The following is a 20,448-nucleotide window of genomic DNA, read 5'->3' as shown; positions in this document are numbered from 1 at the left end:
CTACTACTTATTATTGAGTTGAGTTTCCATTTTTCTAAGTGCTCCAACAAGCGCTAAACCAATGCCGTTCTCGGTCATACTGTGGCCTGCGTCTTCAACAATGGTCATATTGGAAAGCGGTAAATTATTATTTAATAACATCGCACTTTCACATTTACACACCATATCGTAACGACCATGCACAATTTCAACTGGAATATGCTGTAATACATCGCAATTTTTGATTATAAAATCACTATCAAAAAAGCAATGGTTGAGGATGTAGTGACACTCAAAAAGTGCCAAGGTGTATACTTGTTGGGTAGAGGCAAAATCACTTGCTTTTTCTTGGCCTTCCAGTAATCGAGATATCTTGCCTTCCCAGTCAAACCATCGAGCAGCGGCCTCTAGCCTAACACTCTTATCTGCATGGGTAAGATCAGCATAAAAGGCTTCACACACTTCTTTACTGTTTTGCCCCTTGTAATTGCCTATAAAGCGTTTGTATTCTTCGTAAAATACCTGAGCCGCGCCACCTTGTGCAGAAATAAACCAGTCGGCATCTTGGTCACGGCCTAAAAATACCCCTCGAAGTACCATGCCGCTCACTCTGTTGGGATGCTTTATTGCGTAGCTCAAGGCTAAGGTTGTGCCCCACGAACCCCCAAATAATAACCATTTTTCAACGCCAAAATGCTTTCGTAGATGTTCAATATCATCAATAAGTTTGCCTATGGTGTTGTTTTCTAAACAACCAAAAGGTTGTGACCTGCCGCAGCCTCGTTGGTCAAATGCAATGAGTCTGTAATTTAAGCCATTAAATGGCCAATGGTAGTTGTGGCCTATCCCAGCGCCGGGACCGCCATGAAGAAATAACGCGGGTATACCGTCAGGCATTCCTGATTCTTCAACGTGAAGTACTTGCGAATCTGTTGTCGCAATTTTATATGATTTAATTCTTTTAAAGCTGTCCAAATCACGGTTACCTTGTGGTTTGATGTAAGCAATTACAACTCAAAAACTTGCTTCACATAGTTTAGTCCATTTACTACTGCAACTTTTTGTTTAAAACCTTTGCTGAATTTTATCAAATACTACGCTACACTATTTTTATGTCATGTATATACTTGACGCATTAAAAACAACAAAAAAGGAAATTAAATGGCGGGTCAGGGCTCAGGCGGTAATGTTATAGCGGCTTTATGCAATATTTTTATTGCGGGATTAGGGCAGCTAGTGCAAGGCAGAATATTAGCCGCGATATTGTTTTTTATTTTTACCTATGGTGGTTACTCATTGTTCTTCCTTGTTTTCCCTGCCATTATTGGCGCGATAGCACACATATGGAGTATTATTGATGCCGCTAAATTCGAAAGGAGACGCCGCTATGAATAAGCGTATATTTATATTATTGGCTATAGTGACTACATTAACTGCCTGTACCGCCGCAATTCAAGACACTTACTTTGACTTGTGGGAAAAGGTGGGCGTTGAAAAACGTGAAATTTTAGTGGATAGAGTGGAAGCTGCACAAGAAACGCAGCAAGATGCACAAGAACAATTTGCCAGCGCTTTAGAAGAGTTTAGTGCACTTATATCTTTTGATGGCGGTGAACTAGAAGACGTTTATGAAAACTTAAACGACCAATTTGAAGCAAGTAAAAGCAGCGCAGAAGATGTCAGTACGCGCATTGATAAAGTACAAAGTGTTGCTGAGTCTTTGTTTCGTGAGTGGGAAGCAGAACTTGAGTTAATTACCAACCAAAATCTCAAACGTGATAGCCAACGCAAGTTATCTGATACTCAGCGTAAATATTCAGGTTTGTTAAAATCAATGAGAAAAGTTGAAAGTAGTATGGAGCCTGTTTTGCTAGCGCTTCAAGACAACGTTTTATACTTAAAACACAACTTAAATGCGAATGCTATTGGTGCGCTACAAGGTGAGTTTTCAACTATTAAGAAAGACGTTAATAATCTTTTGCAAGAAATGAATACTGCCATTACGCAATCTGATGAATTTATTGAAACACTTCAAGCACAATAATATTTAAGCAATAAACACCAGCGTTGGTTTTCTGCCAACGCTGGTTACGTGTTTAGTCTTCAGCTTCAATCTTAGCAACATCAATTCCCATACTCTCCATAATATCGCGAGCTTCTTGCGGGATTCTAAATTCGTTATCTTTCGTTAAATCAGCATCGTTCGGTAATGGTTGCCCGGTAAATGCATGCAAAAACGCTTCGCATAACAATTCAGAGTTGGTTGCGTGCCGTAAATTATTAACTTGCCGACGAGTTCTTTCGTCAGTCAGAACCTTTAAAACATTTATAGGAATTGAGACCGTTACTTTTTTAACTTGCTCGCTTTTCTTTCCGTGTTCCGCGTAAGGGTGTATGTAGTTGCCGTTCCATTTTGCCATTATTATTTTCATTTTAGTTATGTCGTTATTTAAAATTCTAACTGTTATAGCGAAAAGATCAATCTAGACGTCTAAATTGCTTGACGTCTATAGCATATTTACGTAATTTAGACGTCTAAACGTCCAGTCAGGTTAAATATGGTTTCTTATGCACAGGGTATCGACGCCCTTAATCAGTCGTTAAGTGAGTTACGAGACATAGATGTTTCGTTCGAATTTTTTCCACCGCAAACGCCTACTATGGAAGAAACCTTATGGAAATCAGTTGAACGCTTAGCGCCTTTGAAACCCAAATATATGTCAGTTACATATGGTGCAAACAGTGGCGAGCGTGATCGCACACATTCAGTGGTTAAACGTATACAGGGTGAAACAGGCGTACCAACTGCACCGCATTTAACCTGCGTAGATGCCAATGAAGCTGAATTAAGAGCCATTGCAAAAGACTATTGGGATTCGGGTATTAAACGTATTGTAGCGCTACGTGGTGATTTACCTGAAGGGATGGATAAACCTGATTTATACGCATCTGATTTGGTTGGAATTTTAAAAGATGTTGCCGATTTTGATATTTCCGTAGCGGCATATCCGGAGAAACATCCCGACGCACCTAATGACCAATTTGACTTGCTTAATCTTAAACGCAAAGTAGAAGCAGGGGCAAACGAAGCGATTACTCAGTTTTTCTTTGATACCAGTGTGTTTTTACGTTTTCGAGACCGAGCAGCCGCGGCGGGTATAGATGCAGATATAGTGCCGGGTATTTTGCCTGTTACAAATTATCAAACATTGGTTCGCTTCGCGGGTATGACAAATGTTCATGTGCCCGGTTGGCTGCATAAAATGTACGACGGACTAGAACAAGATGACCAAGCAACGCGCAATCTACTAGGCGCTAACATTGCCATGGATATGGTAAAAGTACTTGCTAAAGAAGGGGTGAAGCATTTTCATTTTTACACCTTGAACAGAAGCGAATTAAGTTTTGCAATTTGCCACATGCTCGGTTTGCGTCGTTCATAACAAAGCGTATTTAAGAAGTACTGTGTTTCTAATGCAGTGCTTGTTTGCTAAACTTTTAGCTTAAGCACTTATAAAAGTGTATAAAACAGTGTAAATGACTAAAAGAGCATGACAATCATGAAGACTCAGATGCGGCGCACAGATAAAGTAAAACAATATGCCGTAGAGCAAATTCCGCTTATGAAAAGCATTGCTGTTAACTTCTTCCATGACTTACGCGGCGAGCGCATTACCGTTACAGCTGGGCATTTAGCTTATGTGAGCTTGTTGTCGTTGGTACCTGTTATTATGGTGTTCTTTATGATTATGTCGGCGTTTCCTGCGTTTGGGGAAGTGCGCGGCGAATTCGAAGCTTTTATTTTTAGAAACTTTGTACCTCATGCCGGCGATGTAGTAGAGCAGTACATTACCGAATTTGTGGGGAATGCATCAGGTATGGGGGCGGCAAGCATTTTTACGCTGCTCATAGTTGCACTTTTGCTCATTTCAAATATAGATAAAACGTTCAATCATTTGTGGAAAACACAAATGGAGCGGCCCCTTATTTATACCTTCGCTATTTACTGGATGGTAATAACATTAGGCCCCTTGCTTATAGGCCTAAGTATCGCAGTAAGCTCATATTTAAGTGGCTTAGCCACTTTCGCTGATGATTATACGCCGGGCTTAGGTACCGCAGCACTGAAATTAGTGCCATGGGGAGCCGCTATTGGCGCGTTCCTCATTTTGTACATGATAGTTCCAAATAGGCCTGTTAAAGCGAAATATGCCTTTTTAGGCGCCTTATTTGCTGCCATATTGTTTGAACTCACTAAAAAAGGGTTTGCCCTTTATATTGCAAGCTTTCCCTCATATGAAGTTATTTATGGTGCGCTGTCGGTCATCCCTATTTTGTTCGTTTGGGTGTATCTATCGTGGATAGTGGTATTAATGGGGGCTGTTTTTACCTATAGCATAACCATGACTATTGAGCGCATAGGAATTGCGCAACAACAAACAAAATGTGATGCAAACAAAGAAGTGAAGAGTACCTTGAGTGAGGCGCACTCACATGACCCGTCGCAAGATAACGATGCTTTTATTGAACAAAACACTGAGAAAAAGTAAAAGCATCGTGTAGGTACGCGAGTATTTAAAACAGATGTGTTAGCTATGTAATTGCGTATACTTGGCGGCTAGCTGATCTAATGTTTCTTTTTTGTTTGGGTTGAGCTCTATGCATTCAACAGGACATATTTCAACACAGCTAGGTTGGTCATAGTGCCCAATACATTCAGTACACAAATCTGCATTTATTTCGTAAATTTCAGCACCCATTGAAATTGCTTCGTTAGGACACTCAACGGGACATAAATCACAATTAATACATTCTTCTGTTATTTGCAAAGCCATGCTCACACCTATAGTTAGATTCTATTTACGATGATTCAACTGTAAACTAGGGCGTAGTTTGGCGCTTTGATCTTGGTCAATTTGCAAGCAATTGCTTGGTGTGAGGGGCTTAACGAAAAGCCGATGCCAATAGTTGGCGCGTAAACTCTTTACGCAAGTAAAACCCGCGTGGGCGCGTTTGAATAATTTCTCCGTTTAATCCTATGGCGCTGGTTAAAGCTTTGCCATTTGCGGCTTTCGGGCGAAGCTGCATTACCTCGCCAATGCGCGCGGTCACAGATTCAATTTTGCCAAGGGCAATTAAATCCATTAGTTCTTCCCAATCTTGTTTAAGGGCCATATCTTCTTCTGGTGTGGGCGTCCATAAAAAAGGTGTGCCAATAATTCTTTGCGCAGGCGGAATATCACGTTCGCCTTCTATGGGCACCCAAAGCACCTTTTGCAGTTTATTGCGCACATTACAGTTTTGCCAGTTAAGACCCGTGATATTGGTAAGTGGTGCATAACAAACATAGGTTGTTTCAAGAGGAAGATGCTGATGTGAAAGCGGGAGTGTTTTAAGTTCAATCCCCAAATGTACGAAGTCTTGTTGTGGCTTACTTCCCGCCGTTGCACCTAAATACGTTTCAATAAGTTGCCCAGTCCAGCCTTTATGGCGCTTAAAATTAGCTGGGACGCGCACGCCAAGCTCTTTTGCAACATCAGCAAACGAGAGACCGGCCAAGGTATGAGCGCGATCCATAAGTTCCTGTTGATTAATTGGTGGAGATTGTATTTTCACAAAACTGCAACAAACACTTTGAATAAACCTAAGAGTATGAAAGAATGCAAGTATATCAAAAAATAACCGCGCCAGGTAATCAGAGTGATTAATACTGATGATTGATGCCGAAGGCTATCGCGCGAATGTTGGCATAATTATATGCAATAAATCAGGACAAGTATTCTGGGCTAGAAGATACGGCCAACATTCATGGCAATTCCCACAAGGCGGGATTGACCAAGGCGAAACAGCCGAAGAGGCTATGTTTAGAGAGCTCAACGAAGAAGTTGGCTTGAAACCACAAGATGTAAAAATTGTAGCTGTTTCACGCAATTGGCTTAGATACAAATTGCCTAAAAGATTAGTCCGAAAAGGAGCTGATCCTGTTTGTATTGGTCAAAAACAGAAATGGTTTTTACTGTCACTTAGCTGTAATGAAAAAGACATAGACTTGCAATGTACCGGTCATCCTGAGTTTGACGACTGGCGCTGGGTAAGCTACTGGTATCCTATACGCAATGTTGTTTCGTTTAAACGTGACGTGTATCGCCGTGCTATGAAAGAATTTGTTCAAGCAGCAATGCCTGCCAACCGCGTATCGGGCTCACAACCAAGACGAAATAAAAAGCGCAAGCCAAGGACAAAGTAAGCCCATTTTAGTTGAGGTTTTTTAAGCTTGGTTTATCCTGTATATTTAGCAAAGTATTTGACCGTATATTTAGGATTGACTAAATGCTAACAAGCCTTAAAAAAATTGTTCAGGAATTCAGTAAAATACCTGATTTTCCTTCTGCGCTAGCGCGGCTTGCCACCATGGTAAAAGATACCATGGGCGTGGATTCATGCTCAATTTACTTGGCTAATTATGCGACTCAAAAGATGTTATTGGCGGCCACCGATGGTTTAGATAAATCAGCTGTTGGGGTGGTCGAAATAGGATTCTACGAGGGCTTAATAGGCCTAATTGGTGACCGCGAAGAACCTATTAATATTGAAAACGCCCCAGCCCATCCCCGTTTTAAACACTATCCTGAAGTTAAAGAAGATAATTACCATGCCTTTATTGGCACGCCAATCATTCATCAGCGCAAAGTGTTGGGTGTTATTTCTATGCAGCAACAAGAAATTCGCCGTTTTAGTGAAGATGATGAAGCGTTTTTAGTGACGCTAGCTGCACAAGTTGCATTGGAAATAGTAAATGCAGAAATGCTAGGAACGCTTGATTTAGATAATGGTAACTTAGGTTTAGATCTTCGTACAGTAAACGGTATTCCTGGCTCTTCTGGCTTAGCGATAGGCCAAGGGATAGCGTATAACTCTAAACACGAACTCAAACATTGGGTGGCCAAAAAAAGTTCCGAACATAAAGCTCAAGTTGACTTATACCGAAAAGCGGTAGAGCAAACGCGTGTGCAGGTAGGCGAGTTATCAGGGCGTATAAAAGACAATATTCCCGAAGACGTGAGCGCTATTTTTCAGCTGTATCATCAATTGCTCGATGCCAATAGTTTAGGACGCGAAGTTGAAGCTAAAATTCATGAGGGCTGGGACGCCGCCTCATCGCTAAAATTTATTGTTGAAGATTACGCGCATCGCTTTGAAAGGATGGATGACCCTTACATGCGAGAGCGTGCGGTTGATATTATTGACTTATCGAACCGAATTTTAACGAATATATTGGGCGATAATCAGCTAGATTTTTCTTCTACAGATGATATTCAATATATATTGATTGCGAATGAAGTAAGCGCTCCCATGTTGGCTGAGTTTCCGCGTGAAAAGCTTGCCGGTATCATTTCAATTAAAGGCTCTAATAATAGCCATGCTGCCATTTTAGCGAGAGCTTTAGGCGTGCCAGCGGTAATGGGTTTGCACAAAGTATCTATTAACTTACTCAACCAAAAAGAGTTGTTTATTGATGGATATTCGGGTGAAGTCACATTAAATTTAACTGACCAAGCTCGCCAAGATTACACAGCATTAATAACGCAAGAAGAAGCACTGCAAGCCAAAATAGCCTTAGAAGCCAACAACCCTAGTGTTAGTGTAGATGGCATTCCCGTGTCATTGTTGGTGAATACTGGCTTATCGGCAAATCTTGAAATGGATCAATTTCTTCAAGGGGATGGTGTGGGTCTGTATCGCACAGAAATCCCATTTATGATGCGAGAGCGTTTTCCGTCTGAACAAGAACAACGCGACTTATACCACAGCTTATTAAGTGCCCATCCCAGTAAAGAAATTACAATGCGTACGCTGGATGTAGGCGGTGACAAACCATTATCCTATTTTCCAATTATTGAAGAGAATCCATTTTTAGGTTGGCGCGGCATACGATTAACCCTTGATCATCCTGATATTTTTTTAGTGCAAATACGAGCGATGTTACGCGCGAGTATTGGTTTATCAAACTTACATATTCTGCTGCCGATGATTTCGAATATTAGTGAGGTCGTAGAGTCAAAACGCTTGATAAACCAAGCATTCTTAGAAGTTTCAGAAGACGCTGAAAAGCAGGGCGAAACCTTGGTTAAACCTGCTATTGGCATTATGCTTGAAGTGCCCGCTGTAGTATTTCAGTTGCCACAACTGGCCCAGCATGTTGATTTCTTTTCGGTGGGAACCAATGACCTTACTCAGTACTTATTGGCTGTAGACAGAAATAACCCTAGGGTGTCAACGTTGTACTCAAGTTATCACCCCTCTGTACTTAATGCTTTGCAGCAAATAGTTGATTGTGCCAGTGAATTTAATATCCCGGTAACTGTTTGCGGCGAATTAGCGGGCGAACCAGCAGGTGCGCTTGTACTTCTTGCAATGGGATATCGAAAGCTTAGTATGAACGCGCATAGTTTGCGTAAAATAAACTGGGTTATTCGCAACGTGAGTGTACAAGATGCAAAAGAACTTCTTCCAGCCATTTTGAATCAAGCAAGCCCTGAACAGGTAAAAGCAATTTTAAATCAATATCTTGAAAGCCAGCATTTAGGCGGACTAGTTCGGGCTGGTGGATAATTGGAGCCAATTTCAATTTTATTTTTATGCTGCTTGGTACTCGGTGCTGTAGTTGGCATGTTGGCTGGCCTATTGGGTATTGGAGGCGGCGTAATTATTGTGCCGGTGCTTATTTTCATGCTGCAGTACTTTTTAGGTATAGGTATTGAAGATGGAATGCCCATTGCCATTGCGACGTCATTATCTACGGTCATATTCACCGGCTTATCATCTGCTCGTACACATCATACTTTAGGGAATGTTGACACTAAAATAGTAATGTTTTGTGCTGTAGGAATCATTCTTGGTGCAAGTTTTGGTGCCTATTTTGCTACTCAAATATCAGGTATTACATTGCAACGTATATTCGCCGCCTTAGTTATTTTGCTCGCCTTGCAAATGCTACTGGGCAGTACACGTGTATCAAAGACAAATCTAGCATACCCTAGCTTAGCGCTTATTGGACTGAGCACCGGTTGCATATCTGCACTTATGGGGATTGGCGGCGGTGCACTTATTGTCCCTGCCTTGGTGTGGTTTCAAGTACATATAAAAAAAGCAATTGGCAGCGCCGCATTATGTGGTGTAATAATTGCCATTGTTGGCTCAGCAAGTTTTATTGTTAATGGTTGGAATGCGAGTTATTTACCCGAGTATTCATTGGGTTACATTTACTTGCCAGCCACTATAGGGATTGTTATAACCTCTATGATAAGCGCACGAATAGGTGCTAAACTAAGTGCCAAATTAGATACAAAAAAACTCAAACGAATTTTTGCGATATTCCTAGTAATAGTGAGTATTCGAATGATCATAGGATTAGAATAAAAAATGCTAGAAATTGCTGCACTCACGCTTCCCAGTATTGACCCCATTATTTTCGAAATCGGTCCCTTTTTCGGCATAGGCCCCATTGCTCTTCGTTGGTACGGCTTAATGTATTTAGTTGGGTTTGTTGCCGCATATTGGTTGGCTTCACGGCGTTTACCTCGCACCCCTTGGACATCAGAGCAGCTTAGCGATCTGCTGTTTTATTGTTTTCTAGGGGTTATTTTAGGTGGGCGCTTTGGTTATGTATTATTTTATAGCTTTTCTTCTTTTCTTGAGAACCCATTATACTTGTTTAAGATTTGGGAAGGTGGAATGTCATTCCACGGTGGTTGCTTAGGCGTTATATTTGCGGCTTGGGCGTATGCTAAAATACAGAAATGGTCGTTCTTGGCAGTAGGTGATTTTATTTCGCCATTAGTTCCTATTGGCTTAGGCGCTGGTCGCATAGGAAATTTCATAAATGGTGAGTTGTGGGGCCGAGAATCAGACGTATCGTGGGCGTTTGTATTTCCGGATGCAGGGCCAGAAGCACGCCATCCCTCTCAGCTCTATGAGTTTTTCTTAGAAGGGGCTGTACTGTTTATTATTTTATGGTTGTTTTCAGCCAAGCCTAGGCCAACGGGTTCGGTAGGCGGTTTGTTTTTACTTGGGTATGGCGTATTTCGTTTTATTGTTGAATACTTCAGAGAGCCTGATGCGCATCTTGGTTTATATGATATAGGTTTAAGCCAAGGGCAGCTGCTCTGTATTCCCATGATGCTTGCTGGCGCTGGCTTAATCGTGTTTGCTTATAAATATCGGCCTGTTGTTGCGAGTAGCACACCGGACGGTACCCGCGGCCCTAAACAGGCAAAGGGATAAAATATGATAAATCAATATGAAAACCTGTGTAAGCGCATTGTTGAACAAGGCAAATGGATTGCAAATGAACGCACTAATGTGGGTTGTTTAACCGTAATTAATGCAGATTTAGAATATGATGTTGCGAATAATCAATTTCCATTAGTCACAACGCGCAAATGTTATTTTAAATCTGCTATTGCAGAACTTTTGGGATATTTGCGTGGCTACGACAGTGCCGAGCAATTTAGAGCTATTGGCTGTAAAACGTGGGATGCAAATGCTAACGAAAACCAAGCATGGCTTTCCAACCCTGCACGAAAAGGCCTTGATGATATGGGCCGAGTGTATGGAGTCCAAGGTAGGCAGTGGCAAAAACCAGATGGAACAAAGCTTGATCAACTAGCGAAGATTGTAAAAAATCTAAGCAAAGGTATTGATGACAGGGGTGAGATTTTAACATTTTACAACCCTGGGGAATTTAGTTTAGGCTGCTTGCGCCCGTGCATGCACACGCATACCTTTTCAATACTCGATGGCACGCTTTATTTAACGAGTTATATGCGTAGCTGCGACGTGCCCCTAGGTTTAACCTTTAATATGCCGCAATGCTTCGTTTTACTAGCACTAATGGCTCAAATTACGGGCTTGAAAGCGGGTAAGGTATTCCATAAAATCGTCAATGCGCATATATATGAGAATCAGTTTGAATTAATGAAAAATGTGCAGTTAAAAAGAGAGCCATTCCCTATGCCACAACTTCACATTAATCCTGAAATTAAAACGCTTGAAGATATAGAAACATGGGTAAGCACTGACGACTTTTCAATTAGTGCTTATGAACATCATGATGCGATTGCTTATCCCTTCGCTGTATAAATGATAGAACGAGGAACTCAATGTCTTTACCTATTGTAATTTGTGATGATTCTACCTTTGCTCAAAAGTCTATGGCGCGTTCTTTGCCTGACGATTGGGATGTAGATATTACCTATGCTAGCAATGGGCAACAAGCCATTGATAAAATCGAAAAGGGTTTAGGCCATGTCTTATTTCTAGACCTAAACATGCCAATTATGGACGGATACGAGACCCTAGAACTTATCCGTGAATATGATCTTCAAACAATGGTAATTGTGGTATCAGGTGACGTACAAGCTGAAGCTAGAAAACGCGTGCTTGGTTTAGGCGCAATCGATTTTATTGAAAAGCCAGTAGATAACGCTAAACTCACGTCCATTTTAACGAAATACGGTATTTTTGAGGGTGATGCTTCAAGCTCTAATCGCCAAACTCAAATGCAAACAGGGTCTAGCCGAATTGACAAGCTCGATGTGTTTCGTGAAATGTGCAATATTGCTATGGGGCGAGCGGGTAAAAATTTAGCCACTATTTTAGGTACATTTATTGATTTACCCGTGCCTAATATTGATATTATTAACAGCAATGAACTTTCAATGGCCATTGCCGAAGTAGACAAAAACTCAAATGTATCCGCAGTATCAAAGGGCTTTGTAAGCCTAGGTGTGCGAGGCGAAGCGATTATTTTGTACAACGATACGCAAGTGAAAAGTTTACAAGGCTTGCTAGGATATGAGAAGAACGGAGATACCTCTGATCTTGAGGTACTAATGGATATCTCTAACATTATTGTGGGCGCTTGCTTAAGCGGTATAGCCAAACAGTTAAACTTAGAGCTTACACACACCACTCCAATAATACTGGGTATGCACTGCGGCCTAGAAGACATGGTAAGCAAAAATACCGGGCGCTGGGATGAAGTAGTAATGGTGGAAATTGCATACTCGGTATCAAAGGCTGATGTGAATTTTGAATTACTTCTGCTTTTACCTGTTTCAAGTATGGATGCTGCCTTCTCAATATTAACAAAGCAAGGAGAGCGCATTGCATAGCCAAGACTCTGCTTCAAGGTTAAATGCTGTATTAGCCTCATTAGAAATAGGTGTTGTTATCCTTGATAGAGATTTTCGCGTGGAAGTGTGGAATCAGTTCATGGAAAATCATAGCCAAATTGCTAGCAATGATATTGTGGGTACTTTGCTATTTGTGCATTTTAGAGAGCTTCAAAGCACATGGTTGAAACGCAAGTGCGAACCTGTTTTTGCTTTAGCAGCACCTGTTTTCATCATATGGGAACAACATCCTTATTTATTTAAATTTGAAGCGAGTAGGCCTGTTACCTCAGATTCAGATTTTATGTATCAGAACGTGACTATCACCCCTATGTTAGACGAGCATGGAAAGGTCAGTAAATTGTGTTTAATGATTTACGACGTTACTGACCAAGCGCTTGCTAAAATGCGTATAGAAAACCTTAATCAGCGCTTAAAAACGATTAGCAGGGTAGATGGCTTAACTGGTTTATACAATAGGCGCTATTGGCAGGAAAGATTTGACCGAGAATTTAAATTAAGTAAACGTAATCAATCAACCCACAGTTTACTCATGCTTGATATTGATCATTTCAAATCGGTGAATGACAACTATGGGCATCAAACGGGAGACGAAGTCATACGGCATTTAGCCACAGTGATTGCAAAGGCTACTCGTGAAACTGATGTGGCGGGGCGCTATGGTGGCGAGGAATTTGTAATTTTACTGCCAGATACGAAGCTAGCGAGCGCGTATACCGTGGCTGAGCGTATTCGAACATATGTTGAGCAAAGTGTGATTGAGTATGAAAGCAACGAACTGAAATATACCTGCAGTGTAGGGCTTGCGGAAATTAGCGCTGATTACCTTCGACCTAATTTATGGATAGAAGCGGCAGATCAAGCCTTGTACTTAGCGAAAACAAGCGGTAGAAACTGTATTAAGTCGGCACTAGATTTACCAGCCTAAATAACGCATCCACCCCACCACCTCTTTCGTAAAATACTCACTTTGATTACGGCTCATTTGTACGCCTAAAATCTCTCTTTGTCGATAAAAGGGCTTTAGGGCGACTCTTGATTGAATTAACCTGTTTTCAAAGGTTTCTTTGGCCCAGTAATTGTCAGAGAGGGATCTAAGATCTAATACTGGTAACTGCACTTTTGCTAGGCTAAGGCTAAGCGTACTGTTAAGTTCGGGTTCAGGCCAATAAACGTTACTTATCACTAAAGCATTTACTTCAATATCTAAAATAGGACCTTGGGTATCAGTGCTTTGTAATAATCGTAAACTACTGGCTGCACTCTTGCCTTGCATGAGCAATATTTTATAGCCGGGGCTTTGCATGTATTGCGCATTTACTTCCTCGAGTAAAACACGAATAAACGCTTGGTGTTCATCAAATGTGTATGTAAGTTGCGGTGCCTGCATTTCAATAGATTTTAGCCCTGTTTGCACCGCTTCTTGCGGCACTGTGGGAACATCCGAAACATCGTCGCTTGACTCATTTAGTTCATCTGTCGCACTTTGTGCTTCAGGCTCGGCTGTTTCATCATCAAGTGTTTCTTGTTGATCAGACTCTGCATCTGCTTCATTGCTATTTTCGCTATCATCTAGCTTGTTTTGTTGAGCGCCTAAATATGCAGTGCTAGGGTTTACGAAAACTGTATTCCAGCCCCATTTAGGTAATGATTTAGCCACATGATACAAACTATTTTGAGCGTCGCCGCTTGCCTGTGCATCGGTTACTACTACCACAACACCTTTACTCAAGGCTTGCTCAGATGGAAAACTTAGCAAGGCAACCGGAACCGTTTGTTCGTTCACACTAAGCGCCAATTCTTTTACATCGGAACTGGGTAAAAAATAGGTGAAATCACTCGCGTAGGCAGGCCTTAAGCTAGCGCTTAGTAGCGAGCAAATAAGCATACTCATGTATAAGAGGCGGATAAAGTTGTGACTCACCAATAACACCTGCAATAAATATCTAAGCTAGAATGCACTAAAATTAGTGGCTACAAGATATATAGACGTTTAAAGATAATACACTGATATCGGCCAATTCAGCATAAACTTGGGGGCAATAGCTAACTAATTGTCAGGCATATAATTAGTTAAAAGGAAAAGGCAGAGGTGAAGTTTAATGGTTCTCCAGTGCTTGGGTGGGTAAAGCTAATTTTATTAGCATGTAAGCATAATCTGTCAGACAGCGCTTTTGCTTGGTCGTGGGCATATAGCCTGTCGCCTAAAATTGGGTGGCCCAGTGATAACATATGTACTCGCAACTGATGAGAGCGCCCAGTGATGGGAGTAAGTTTGACCAAAGAAGTATTATGGCTAGTGCTCACAACTTCATAATGAGTACAAGCCGCTTTACCATGCTCAAAACTTACCATTTGCTTTGGTCTATTGGGCCAATCGCAAATCAATGGTAATTCTACTTTCCCACTGAGTACTTCCAAATGTCCAAATACCCTAGCGTAGTATGTTTTATCTACTAAGCGTGTTTCAAATTGCTTGGAAATATGCCGGTGGCTAGGTTTATTTAAGGCCATTATCATTAAGCCAGAGGTTGCCATATCAAGCCTGTGTACAATTGTAGCTGTGGGCCAAACGCGCTGCACTCTAACTTGTAGGCTATCTTTATGCTCAAGCGCTTTACCTGGCACACTTAATAAGCCACTAGGCTTATTAAGTACCAGTAAGTCGTCATCTTGATAAAGAATCTCAAAGGCCGGAAATTGCGGCGGTGCATAGTGCAATAAAGCCATTTAGTATCTACTTAGGATTATTAACAACAACACGCACACTGTCGAGTATTGGTTCAGCTTGTTCAATCACTTGGGTCAATTGTTCGCGCTGCGCATGCAAATAATCAATTTCTTCTTGTCGAATAGATGGATTGTGTTCACGCAGTTCTGTTAAGCGCTCAATTTCTTCATCTAGCTCGTATTGCATATTAATAAGCGAAGCATTTTTAACGTTTTCTAGGTCTTTCTTGGCAACCTTAAGCGCTTCTTCTATCGTTGCACTTATAGGTTGTGCAAGGGCACTCGTTAACTGGCTTGCCATTTTTGTTTTTACTTTGAAAATGGGCGAGAAACCATGTTCTACCACGTTTAACTTGGCGTCTAGGCATACACGCACAGGTGTAGCAGGTAAGTATCTAAACAACTGCAATGATGGCGGCGCCACTTGGTTTAATACTGCAATTATTTCAACCCAATAAGCGCCAACAGGCGCACCGGCTTGGTTAACAAAGCACATACTGCTTTTGCCAATAACATCGGTTAAAACTGAGTCAATACATTGGGTCACAATGCTGTTATCAGGTGTTAAAAAGGTTAGGTGTTCAAGTTGTGTAGCGACTTCACGTTTGTAGGTTACTTCAATGCCGTCGTCAGAAATAGCATTAATAGGAAACAAGGCATTTTCAGATTGCTTAAGAATGAAACTATGAGCATCTTTCTCTTCCTGATTAATACCGATGGCATCAAATAAGCGCGACATAAACTGCATCATGGCTATCGGGTTTTCAGCGTGTACAATTTGCTCTAGTACATTTTCGTTTTCATCGTTACCGCTGGCATTAATTTCCAATAATTTATCACGGCCTTCTTCAATACGCGCTTTAAGCTTGGTAGTAACTTCAGACGCTTGGAATACTACGTCTTGCCAGTTTTCTTTGTCATTAGGTGTAGCAAGCGCGTGCATTAAATCACCCTGTAAGCGCTTAAATACATCAGAACCTACTGGACAGGTAGCGTCAAATGCGCTTAATCCATCTTTGTACCAATTAAATAGTACTTCTTGTGCGGTTTCTTCAAAATAAGGCACATGTATGTTGATGTCGTGTTTTTGACCAATACGATCTAAACGTCCAATGCGCTGCTCTAATAAATCGGGGTTAAGGGGCAAATCAAACAAGACCAAATGGCGTGAAAACTGAAAGTTCCTGCCCTCACTACCAATTTCACTACACAGCATTACTTGTGCGCCTTTCTCGTTTTCAGCAAAGAAGTGCGCGGCTTTGTCGCGTTCTATAATACTCATGCCTTCGTGAAATACCGTGTGGCGTATACTGGTTTTACTGCGCATGTATGATGCTATTTGCAAAGCGGTACTAGCAAACGCGCAAATCACTAATACTTTCTCGTCTTTGTTGGCTTCTAGCCATTCAAGCAAATGACTAACACGTGGGTCATAGCTGGGCCAGCTTTCATCTAGCATTAAAGTGCGTTCAGGATGTAAGGCATGGCTCACGTCATCTTGCTCTAACAAACTTAAGGCGTATTCTTTAGGTAGTCTTAAGGGAATAGGGTGGGTGATGCGTTCGGGAAAGCCCGTGATTGCGGCGCGACGATTTCTAAACAATAAGCGCCCTGTACCATGCTGGTCAATTAAACGGGTCACTAAATGACTGCGTTCATATTCACTGCTCAAATCAAGGCTATCAAAATCTACGCTGGGTAAGGTTTGTTTTAAAATCTCAAGTTCAACAGAGCTAGGGGTTTTATTTTCAATAAGCGGAGTAACAGCCTGTGCTAATTCGCTGTAATGTTTCTCTTGTTCTAAAAATTCGTTGTAGTCGTAAAAGCGAGCCGGGTCGAGTAAACGCAAGCGGGCAAAGTGACTTTGATGACCAAGTTGGTCAGGCGTTGCAGTTAGCAAAAGCACTGACTTAGCAATTTGGCTTAATAACTCTATGGCTGCGTATGAGCTTGACACTTCATCTTCTGACCAATGCAAATGGTGAGCTTCATCCACCACTAAAATATCCCATGGCGTGGCGCAAGCTTGCTCAAGCACCTTATTTTGGCTTATGAAGTTTTGGCTACACAACACTAATTGTTCTTGTTCAAAAGGGTTTTCGCCGCTTTCTTTCACTGCTTCTAAACGTTCATCGTCAAATACAGAAAAAGCGAGATTTATGCGTCTTAGCATTTCCACTAGCCATTGGTGTACCAGCGAATCAGGCACCACAATAAGCACGCGCTGGGCACGTCCTGTAATAATTTGCATGTGGATAATCAGCGCAGCTTCGATGGTTTTCCCTAAACCTACTTCATCAGCTAATAATATGCGCGGTGCAAATCTATTACCTACTTGGTTCGCTATATGAATTTGATGGGGTATTAAGTCAACTCTTGCGCCTACTAGCCCTACCACCCCAGAATTCGCGAATTCATTCTGTTTTTGCCAGCATTGGTAACGTGTATCAAACCAGTTAGGGTCATCAAACTGGCCATGCAGTAAGCGTTTTTCTGGTTGATTAAGCTTTACTTGTGGATCAAGTGCTACTTCTACAATATGTGCTAGTTCGTTTGTGTCAGTACGTAAGCCTGAGTACGTCAGCAAATTATCTTGCTCAACTACATCATCAATCACAATTTCCCAACCGTCTACATGCTTTACTTTTTCGCCAGCACTGAGTACAAGCCGAGTAACATGAGCATTTGATTTAGCGTAAATCCTTTCATCGCTTACCGCAGGGAATAAAACCGTGACGCTTCTTGCATCTGATGACATTACTACACCGAGCCCTAAATTGGACTCGCTATTACTAATAAACCGCTGACCTACATGAAAAGTATTTGTATCGCTCATTACTACCGAAGACGTTGCAAAAATTATGGCTTAATTGTAAACCTCAAGGCGCTAGAAGTCAGCCATTAATCGAAATTGTTACGCTATATACCTACGTATTTTTCAATATTTGAGCCGATTTTTTGTGTAAAATTTTCACAGAGTTCATTGGCATATCGCATTAAATTGAAAATATGACCAAGCGGTTTTACTTAATTGCTTGTTTTCGTTGGATTTAGCATCCCCACTCATGTTGGCTAATTTATTGCTATCTACATCATGGATTATTGTAATGGACTTTCGAGGAGATGGACCATGTTTATTGTTAAATACTATTTAGCAGGTGCTATAGGGCTTTTTTTAGCAGCATATTTTGTACAGGCAAGTTATTTTGCCCTAATTTTTTTATGGATAGCAATATCCCTAAGCTTGGTTTGCATTGCTTATTTATCAGATAAGCCGGCAATATTTCGCAAGCGAAGCGATGGCTCTATTCCTTTTTATATAAAATGGATGTTTTTTCCATTCTTTTTAGGTGCGCAAGCATATAACGCTTGGTCTCGTAAAAATGATTCGGTACCCGCCATTCAAAAAGTAGGCCCGCACTTATATTTGGCCTGTAGGTTGTTTCCATCTGATACTGATTTTTTAAAAGATGAGGGCGTGCATGCAATACTTGATGCGACGGCTGAATTTGATGGTCTTAATTGGAGTGCGGAAGATAAAAACCTCGATTACCTCAATGTTCCTATTCTTGATCATACTAGCCCACATAAAGATGACTTAGTTCATGCGGTTAAATGGATAGCCAATCATATTGATAATAATAAAGGGGTAGTGGTGCATTGTGCTATGGGTCGCGGCCGCTCAGTATTAATAGTTGCTGCTTATTTACTCGCATCTAAAGCGTTCACCGATATAGATGAAGCCTTAGCCCATATTACTGACTCCCGTGCCACTGCAAGGTTGAATAATTTACAGTACGGCAAACTAAAGAAAATGCATGAGGCGGGGGTTCTACAAAAAAGCAGACAGGCCTTGCTTATTGTAAACCCAGTTTCAGGGGGCGGTAAGTGGGGAGAAAACAAGGCCGAAGTTATACAAGTGTTGAGCCAACACTATGAATTAAGTATTGAAGAAACCACTAAAGAACGTGGAGCAAAAGAAATTGCCTTGGCTCACAAAGAAGGGGCTTTTGACGTTATTATAGCCGGTGGTGGTGACGGAACGGTAAACGAACTTGCTGATGTGTATGCCGGTAGCCAGCAGTGTATTGGAATTATTCCTTTGGGCACGACTAATGCGCTAAGTCATGTTCTGTTTGGCAATAGATCAAAAATTATTCCTATTGAAAGAGCACTAGAGGTGATTACAGAAGGTCAGCCACGGTTTATGGACACTGCAAAATGTAATGGTGAAACCATGGTGCTAGTGACCGGTTTGGGCTTTGAGCAGCGCATGATTAAAGACGCCGATAGAGACAATAAAAATGAATCTGGCGAAATGGCTTATATCAACGCGCTAGGTAATGCGATTAAAGATAATCATAGTGCTAGCTATAAAATCGCAATAAATGATGGGCCGCAAGAAGAGGTAAGTGCTTCAAGCCTAGTCATTGCCAATGCGGCGCCTTTCTCTAGTATTTTGGCTCAAGGGGGAGAGCAGCCAAGTCCTTTTGACGGCTTACTTGACCTAACTTTGCTAAATACGAAAGACGATAGGCTTATCCCGCTCACCGCGCTCAGTATTCAAAGCCTTACTGGCCTGGTATTCAATGATGATAGCAATAACGTAGTGAATGGTATTGAACATAAGCAGGTAAATAAAATTGTGGTAGAAAATGTAAGTGACGATACTTTGCAGTATGTAGTAGATGGTGAAGTGCGCGAAGATAAAAAGCTGAGCGTTGAGGTTCAGGCCGGTTCATTAATGATGCTATGCCCTAAGGAGTACTGAAAATAGTACAAAATTTTTTGTACATTTTTCATTAAAAAACTAGGGTAAATATAATTATATCAATTAAATCAATGATTTAATTTCCGGCACGCTATTAGCAATAAAGTAAGTGAACTAATACAAAGGAGAGTCATTATGAAACGCACATTATTATCTTTAGCACTTGTAACAGGTTTAAGTACTTCAGCAATGGCAGGCACTAATACGTGGGAAAAAGAAGCCATGGATGCTTGGATTGACGGAAAAGCCGAAGCAACCTTATTGTTCAACGGCAACCTTGATTCATTTGACATTAACACTGACGTATCAATGGGTAAGCTTACCCTAACAGGTAAAGTTGAAAATAAAATCGAAAAAGAATTAGCGGAAGAACTCGTAATGGGAATTGATGGTGTAAAAGGCGTTGATAACCGTTTAGTTGTTGTAAATGAAGAGATGGACGCTGAGTCAGAAGAAGCGTCTCAATTTACCGATGCGAAAATTAGCACGGTAATTACAAGCCGTTTATTGTTTGATTCTGAGGTATCGGGTTTAGATATTGATGTAGATGTTGATAACCGTGAAGTGACCTTAAATGGTACAGTAGATTCTGAAGCAGAGCGCGATTTAGCCATTGCAATCGCTAAAAATACCAATGATGTATCATCAGTAAATGATGAGTTAATGATTGAAAACGAAGCTGAATAATCATTGTATCTGCATCAAACTGTATCTTGCGAAATGATAGCTTACTTCTAATCAAAGCATCATAGCAAAACAGTTAAAAAAGCC

General features: G+C 41.2%; 20 protein-coding genes. 13 read left to right on the top strand and 7 right to left on the bottom strand.

From position 1 onward, the window contains the following. Positions 1 to 3 precede the first annotated feature (3 nt). The gene (pip, locus tag ACOI22_RS12590) at positions 4 to 954 is read right to left on the bottom strand and encodes a prolyl aminopeptidase (protein WP_420672469.1); all 951 of its coding nucleotides are present in this window, start codon (positions 952 to 954) and stop codon (positions 4 to 6) included. 186 nt (positions 955 to 1,140) lie between these two features. Between pip and ACOI22_RS12585 the strand changes: the two genes are divergently transcribed. Both ACOI22_RS12585 and ACOI22_RS12580 read left to right on the top strand, forming a co-directional pair. Further along, positions 1,141 to 1,374: a hypothetical protein gene (locus ACOI22_RS12585; protein ID WP_420672468.1), complete on the top strand. Its 234-nt coding sequence runs from the start codon at positions 1,141 to 1,143 to the stop codon at positions 1,372 to 1,374. Next, positions 1,367 to 2,023 carry a DUF2959 domain-containing protein gene (locus ACOI22_RS12580; RefSeq protein ID WP_420672467.1) on the top strand — a complete coding sequence of 219 codons (657 nt, stop codon included), beginning with the start codon at positions 1,367 to 1,369 and terminating at the stop codon, positions 2,021 to 2,023. The genes ACOI22_RS12585 and ACOI22_RS12580 overlap by 8 nt, the downstream gene beginning before the upstream one ends. Before the next feature lie 52 nt (positions 2,024 to 2,075). Here the strand turns inward: ACOI22_RS12580 and metJ are convergent, their stop codons facing one another. Then, on the bottom strand, positions 2,076 to 2,399 hold the full coding sequence (gene metJ, locus ACOI22_RS12575) for a met regulon transcriptional regulator MetJ (protein WP_420672466.1): 324 nt from the start codon (positions 2,397 to 2,399) through the stop codon (positions 2,076 to 2,078). 138 nt (positions 2,400 to 2,537) lie between these two features. Here metJ and metF point away from each other — a divergent pair, with 138 nt between their 5' ends. Both metF and ACOI22_RS12565 read left to right on the top strand, forming a co-directional pair. After that, positions 2,538 to 3,422, top strand: a complete 885-nt coding sequence (gene metF / locus ACOI22_RS12570) for a methylenetetrahydrofolate reductase (protein ID WP_420672465.1) — start codon at positions 2,538 to 2,540, stop codon at positions 3,420 to 3,422. Positions 3,423 to 3,539: 117 nt separating this feature from the next. After that, positions 3,540 to 4,529, top strand: a complete 990-nt coding sequence (locus ACOI22_RS12565) for a virulence factor BrkB family protein (protein ID WP_420672464.1) — start codon at positions 3,540 to 3,542, stop codon at positions 4,527 to 4,529. Between the two features lie 39 nt (positions 4,530 to 4,568). Here ACOI22_RS12565 and ACOI22_RS12560 read toward each other — a convergent pair whose 3' ends face one another. Both ACOI22_RS12560 and mutH read right to left on the bottom strand, forming a co-directional pair. Next, a complete protein-coding gene (locus ACOI22_RS12560; protein ID WP_420672463.1) occupies positions 4,569 to 4,814 on the bottom strand; it encodes a YfhL family 4Fe-4S dicluster ferredoxin in 246 nt (81 codons plus the stop codon). A 109-nt stretch (positions 4,815 to 4,923) separates the two neighbouring features. After that, positions 4,924 to 5,595 (bottom strand): DNA mismatch repair endonuclease MutH, encoded by a 672-nt coding sequence (gene mutH / locus ACOI22_RS12555; protein ID WP_420672462.1) that lies wholly within the window; start codon positions 5,593 to 5,595, stop codon positions 4,924 to 4,926. A 97-nt stretch (positions 5,596 to 5,692) separates the two neighbouring features. Here mutH and rppH point away from each other — a divergent pair, with 97 nt between their 5' ends. The 7 genes from rppH to ACOI22_RS12520 all read left to right on the top strand — a co-directional run bounded on the left by rppH (position 5,693) and on the right by ACOI22_RS12520 (position 13,104). Continuing rightward, complete coding sequence (gene rppH, locus ACOI22_RS12550; RefSeq protein WP_420672461.1) at positions 5,693 to 6,226, top strand: RNA pyrophosphohydrolase; 534 nt, start codon at positions 5,693 to 5,695, stop codon at positions 6,224 to 6,226. An 83-nt stretch (positions 6,227 to 6,309) separates the two neighbouring features. Further along, on the top strand, positions 6,310 to 8,592 hold the full coding sequence (gene ptsP / locus ACOI22_RS12545; RefSeq protein ID WP_420672460.1) for a phosphoenolpyruvate--protein phosphotransferase: 2,283 nt from the start codon (positions 6,310 to 6,312) through the stop codon (positions 8,590 to 8,592). Continuing rightward, the gene (locus tag ACOI22_RS12540; protein ID WP_420672459.1) at positions 8,593 to 9,399 is read left to right on the top strand and encodes a sulfite exporter TauE/SafE family protein; all 807 of its coding nucleotides are present in this window, start codon (positions 8,593 to 8,595) and stop codon (positions 9,397 to 9,399) included. It abuts the gene before it with no gap. A 3-nt stretch (positions 9,400 to 9,402) separates the two neighbouring features. Then, positions 9,403 to 10,263, top strand: coding sequence for a prolipoprotein diacylglyceryl transferase (lgt, locus tag ACOI22_RS12535; RefSeq protein WP_420672458.1), 861 nt, complete (start codon positions 9,403 to 9,405; stop codon positions 10,261 to 10,263). Between the two features lie 6 nt (positions 10,264 to 10,269). After that, complete coding sequence (locus ACOI22_RS12530) at positions 10,270 to 11,121, top strand: thymidylate synthase (protein ID WP_420672977.1); 852 nt, start codon at positions 10,270 to 10,272, stop codon at positions 11,119 to 11,121. 20 nt (positions 11,122 to 11,141) lie between these two features. Next, positions 11,142 to 12,155 carry a response regulator gene (locus ACOI22_RS12525; RefSeq protein ID WP_420672457.1) on the top strand — a complete coding sequence of 338 codons (1,014 nt, stop codon included), beginning with the start codon at positions 11,142 to 11,144 and terminating at the stop codon, positions 12,153 to 12,155. Continuing rightward, the gene (locus tag ACOI22_RS12520; protein WP_420672456.1) at positions 12,148 to 13,104 is read left to right on the top strand and encodes a diguanylate cyclase; all 957 of its coding nucleotides are present in this window, start codon (positions 12,148 to 12,150) and stop codon (positions 13,102 to 13,104) included. The genes ACOI22_RS12525 and ACOI22_RS12520 overlap by 8 nt, the downstream gene beginning before the upstream one ends. Here the strand turns inward: ACOI22_RS12520 and ACOI22_RS12515 are convergent. The 3 genes from ACOI22_RS12515 to rapA form a co-directional block, all read right to left on the bottom strand. Next, on the bottom strand, positions 13,093 to 14,100 hold the full coding sequence (locus ACOI22_RS12515; RefSeq protein WP_420672455.1) for a DUF3530 family protein: 1,008 nt from the start codon (positions 14,098 to 14,100) through the stop codon (positions 13,093 to 13,095). The two genes, ACOI22_RS12520 and ACOI22_RS12515, sit on opposite strands and share 12 nt — an antisense overlap. A gap of 149 nt (positions 14,101 to 14,249) precedes the next feature. After that, positions 14,250 to 14,906 carry a bifunctional tRNA pseudouridine(32) synthase/23S rRNA pseudouridine(746) synthase RluA gene (gene rluA / locus ACOI22_RS12510; protein WP_420672454.1) on the bottom strand — a complete coding sequence of 219 codons (657 nt, stop codon included), beginning with the start codon at positions 14,904 to 14,906 and terminating at the stop codon, positions 14,250 to 14,252. A 7-nt stretch (positions 14,907 to 14,913) separates the two neighbouring features. Beyond that, the gene (rapA, locus tag ACOI22_RS12505) at positions 14,914 to 17,742 is read right to left on the bottom strand and encodes an RNA polymerase-associated protein RapA (RefSeq protein ID WP_420672453.1); all 2,829 of its coding nucleotides are present in this window, start codon (positions 17,740 to 17,742) and stop codon (positions 14,914 to 14,916) included. Between the two features lie 294 nt (positions 17,743 to 18,036). Between rapA and ACOI22_RS12500 the strand changes: the two genes are divergently transcribed. Both ACOI22_RS12500 and ACOI22_RS12495 read left to right on the top strand, forming a co-directional pair. Next, a complete protein-coding gene (locus ACOI22_RS12500; protein ID WP_420672452.1) occupies positions 18,037 to 19,677 on the top strand; it encodes a diacylglycerol kinase family protein in 1,641 nt (546 codons plus the stop codon). Between the two features lie 135 nt (positions 19,678 to 19,812). Then, positions 19,813 to 20,364, top strand: a complete 552-nt coding sequence (locus ACOI22_RS12495) for a BON domain-containing protein (RefSeq protein ID WP_420672451.1) — start codon at positions 19,813 to 19,815, stop codon at positions 20,362 to 20,364. Positions 20,365 to 20,448: the final 84 nt, after the last annotated feature.

It is taken from the genome of Glaciecola sp. 2405UD65-10, from assembly GCF_048820975.1.
Taxonomy (GTDB): domain Bacteria; phylum Pseudomonadota; class Gammaproteobacteria; order Enterobacterales; family Alteromonadaceae; genus Glaciecola.
Note: the sequence above shows the minus strand (reverse complement) of the source record. Positions and strands in the feature narration are given on the sequence as shown.

What these genes read in the sequence shown, in the direction of transcription:
- ACOI22_RS12565 (WP_420672464.1), top strand. Translation starts at nt 3,540, where the DNA reads ATGAAGACTCAGATGCGGCGCACAGATAAAGTAAAACAATATGCCGTA.
- ACOI22_RS12580 (WP_420672467.1), top strand. Translation starts at nt 1,367, where the DNA reads ATGAATAAGCGTATATTTATATTATTGGCTATAGTGACTACATTAACT.
- ACOI22_RS12495 (WP_420672451.1), top strand. Translation starts at nt 19,813, where the DNA reads ATGAAACGCACATTATTATCTTTAGCACTTGTAACAGGTTTAAGTACT.
- ptsP (WP_420672460.1), top strand. Translation starts at nt 6,310, where the DNA reads ATGCTAACAAGCCTTAAAAAAATTGTTCAGGAATTCAGTAAAATACCT.
- rapA (WP_420672453.1), bottom strand. Translation starts at nt 17,742, where the DNA reads ATGAGCGATACAAATACTTTTCATGTAGGTCAGCGGTTTATTAGTAAT.
- ACOI22_RS12560 (WP_420672463.1), bottom strand. Translation starts at nt 4,814, where the DNA reads ATGGCTTTGCAAATAACAGAAGAATGTATTAATTGTGATTTATGTCCC.
- metJ (WP_420672466.1), bottom strand. Translation starts at nt 2,399, where the DNA reads ATGGCAAAATGGAACGGCAACTACATACACCCTTACGCGGAACACGGA.
- ACOI22_RS12500 (WP_420672452.1), top strand. Translation starts at nt 18,037, where the DNA reads ATGTTTATTGTTAAATACTATTTAGCAGGTGCTATAGGGCTTTTTTTA.
- ACOI22_RS12585 (WP_420672468.1), top strand. Translation starts at nt 1,141, where the DNA reads ATGGCGGGTCAGGGCTCAGGCGGTAATGTTATAGCGGCTTTATGCAAT.
- lgt (WP_420672458.1), top strand. Translation starts at nt 9,403, where the DNA reads ATGCTAGAAATTGCTGCACTCACGCTTCCCAGTATTGACCCCATTATT.
- rppH (WP_420672461.1), top strand. Translation starts at nt 5,693, where the DNA reads ATGATTGATGCCGAAGGCTATCGCGCGAATGTTGGCATAATTATATGC.
- rluA (WP_420672454.1), bottom strand. Translation starts at nt 14,906, where the DNA reads ATGGCTTTATTGCACTATGCACCGCCGCAATTTCCGGCCTTTGAGATT.
- ACOI22_RS12525 (WP_420672457.1), top strand. Translation starts at nt 11,142, where the DNA reads ATGTCTTTACCTATTGTAATTTGTGATGATTCTACCTTTGCTCAAAAG.
- metF (WP_420672465.1), top strand. Translation starts at nt 2,538, where the DNA reads ATGGTTTCTTATGCACAGGGTATCGACGCCCTTAATCAGTCGTTAAGT.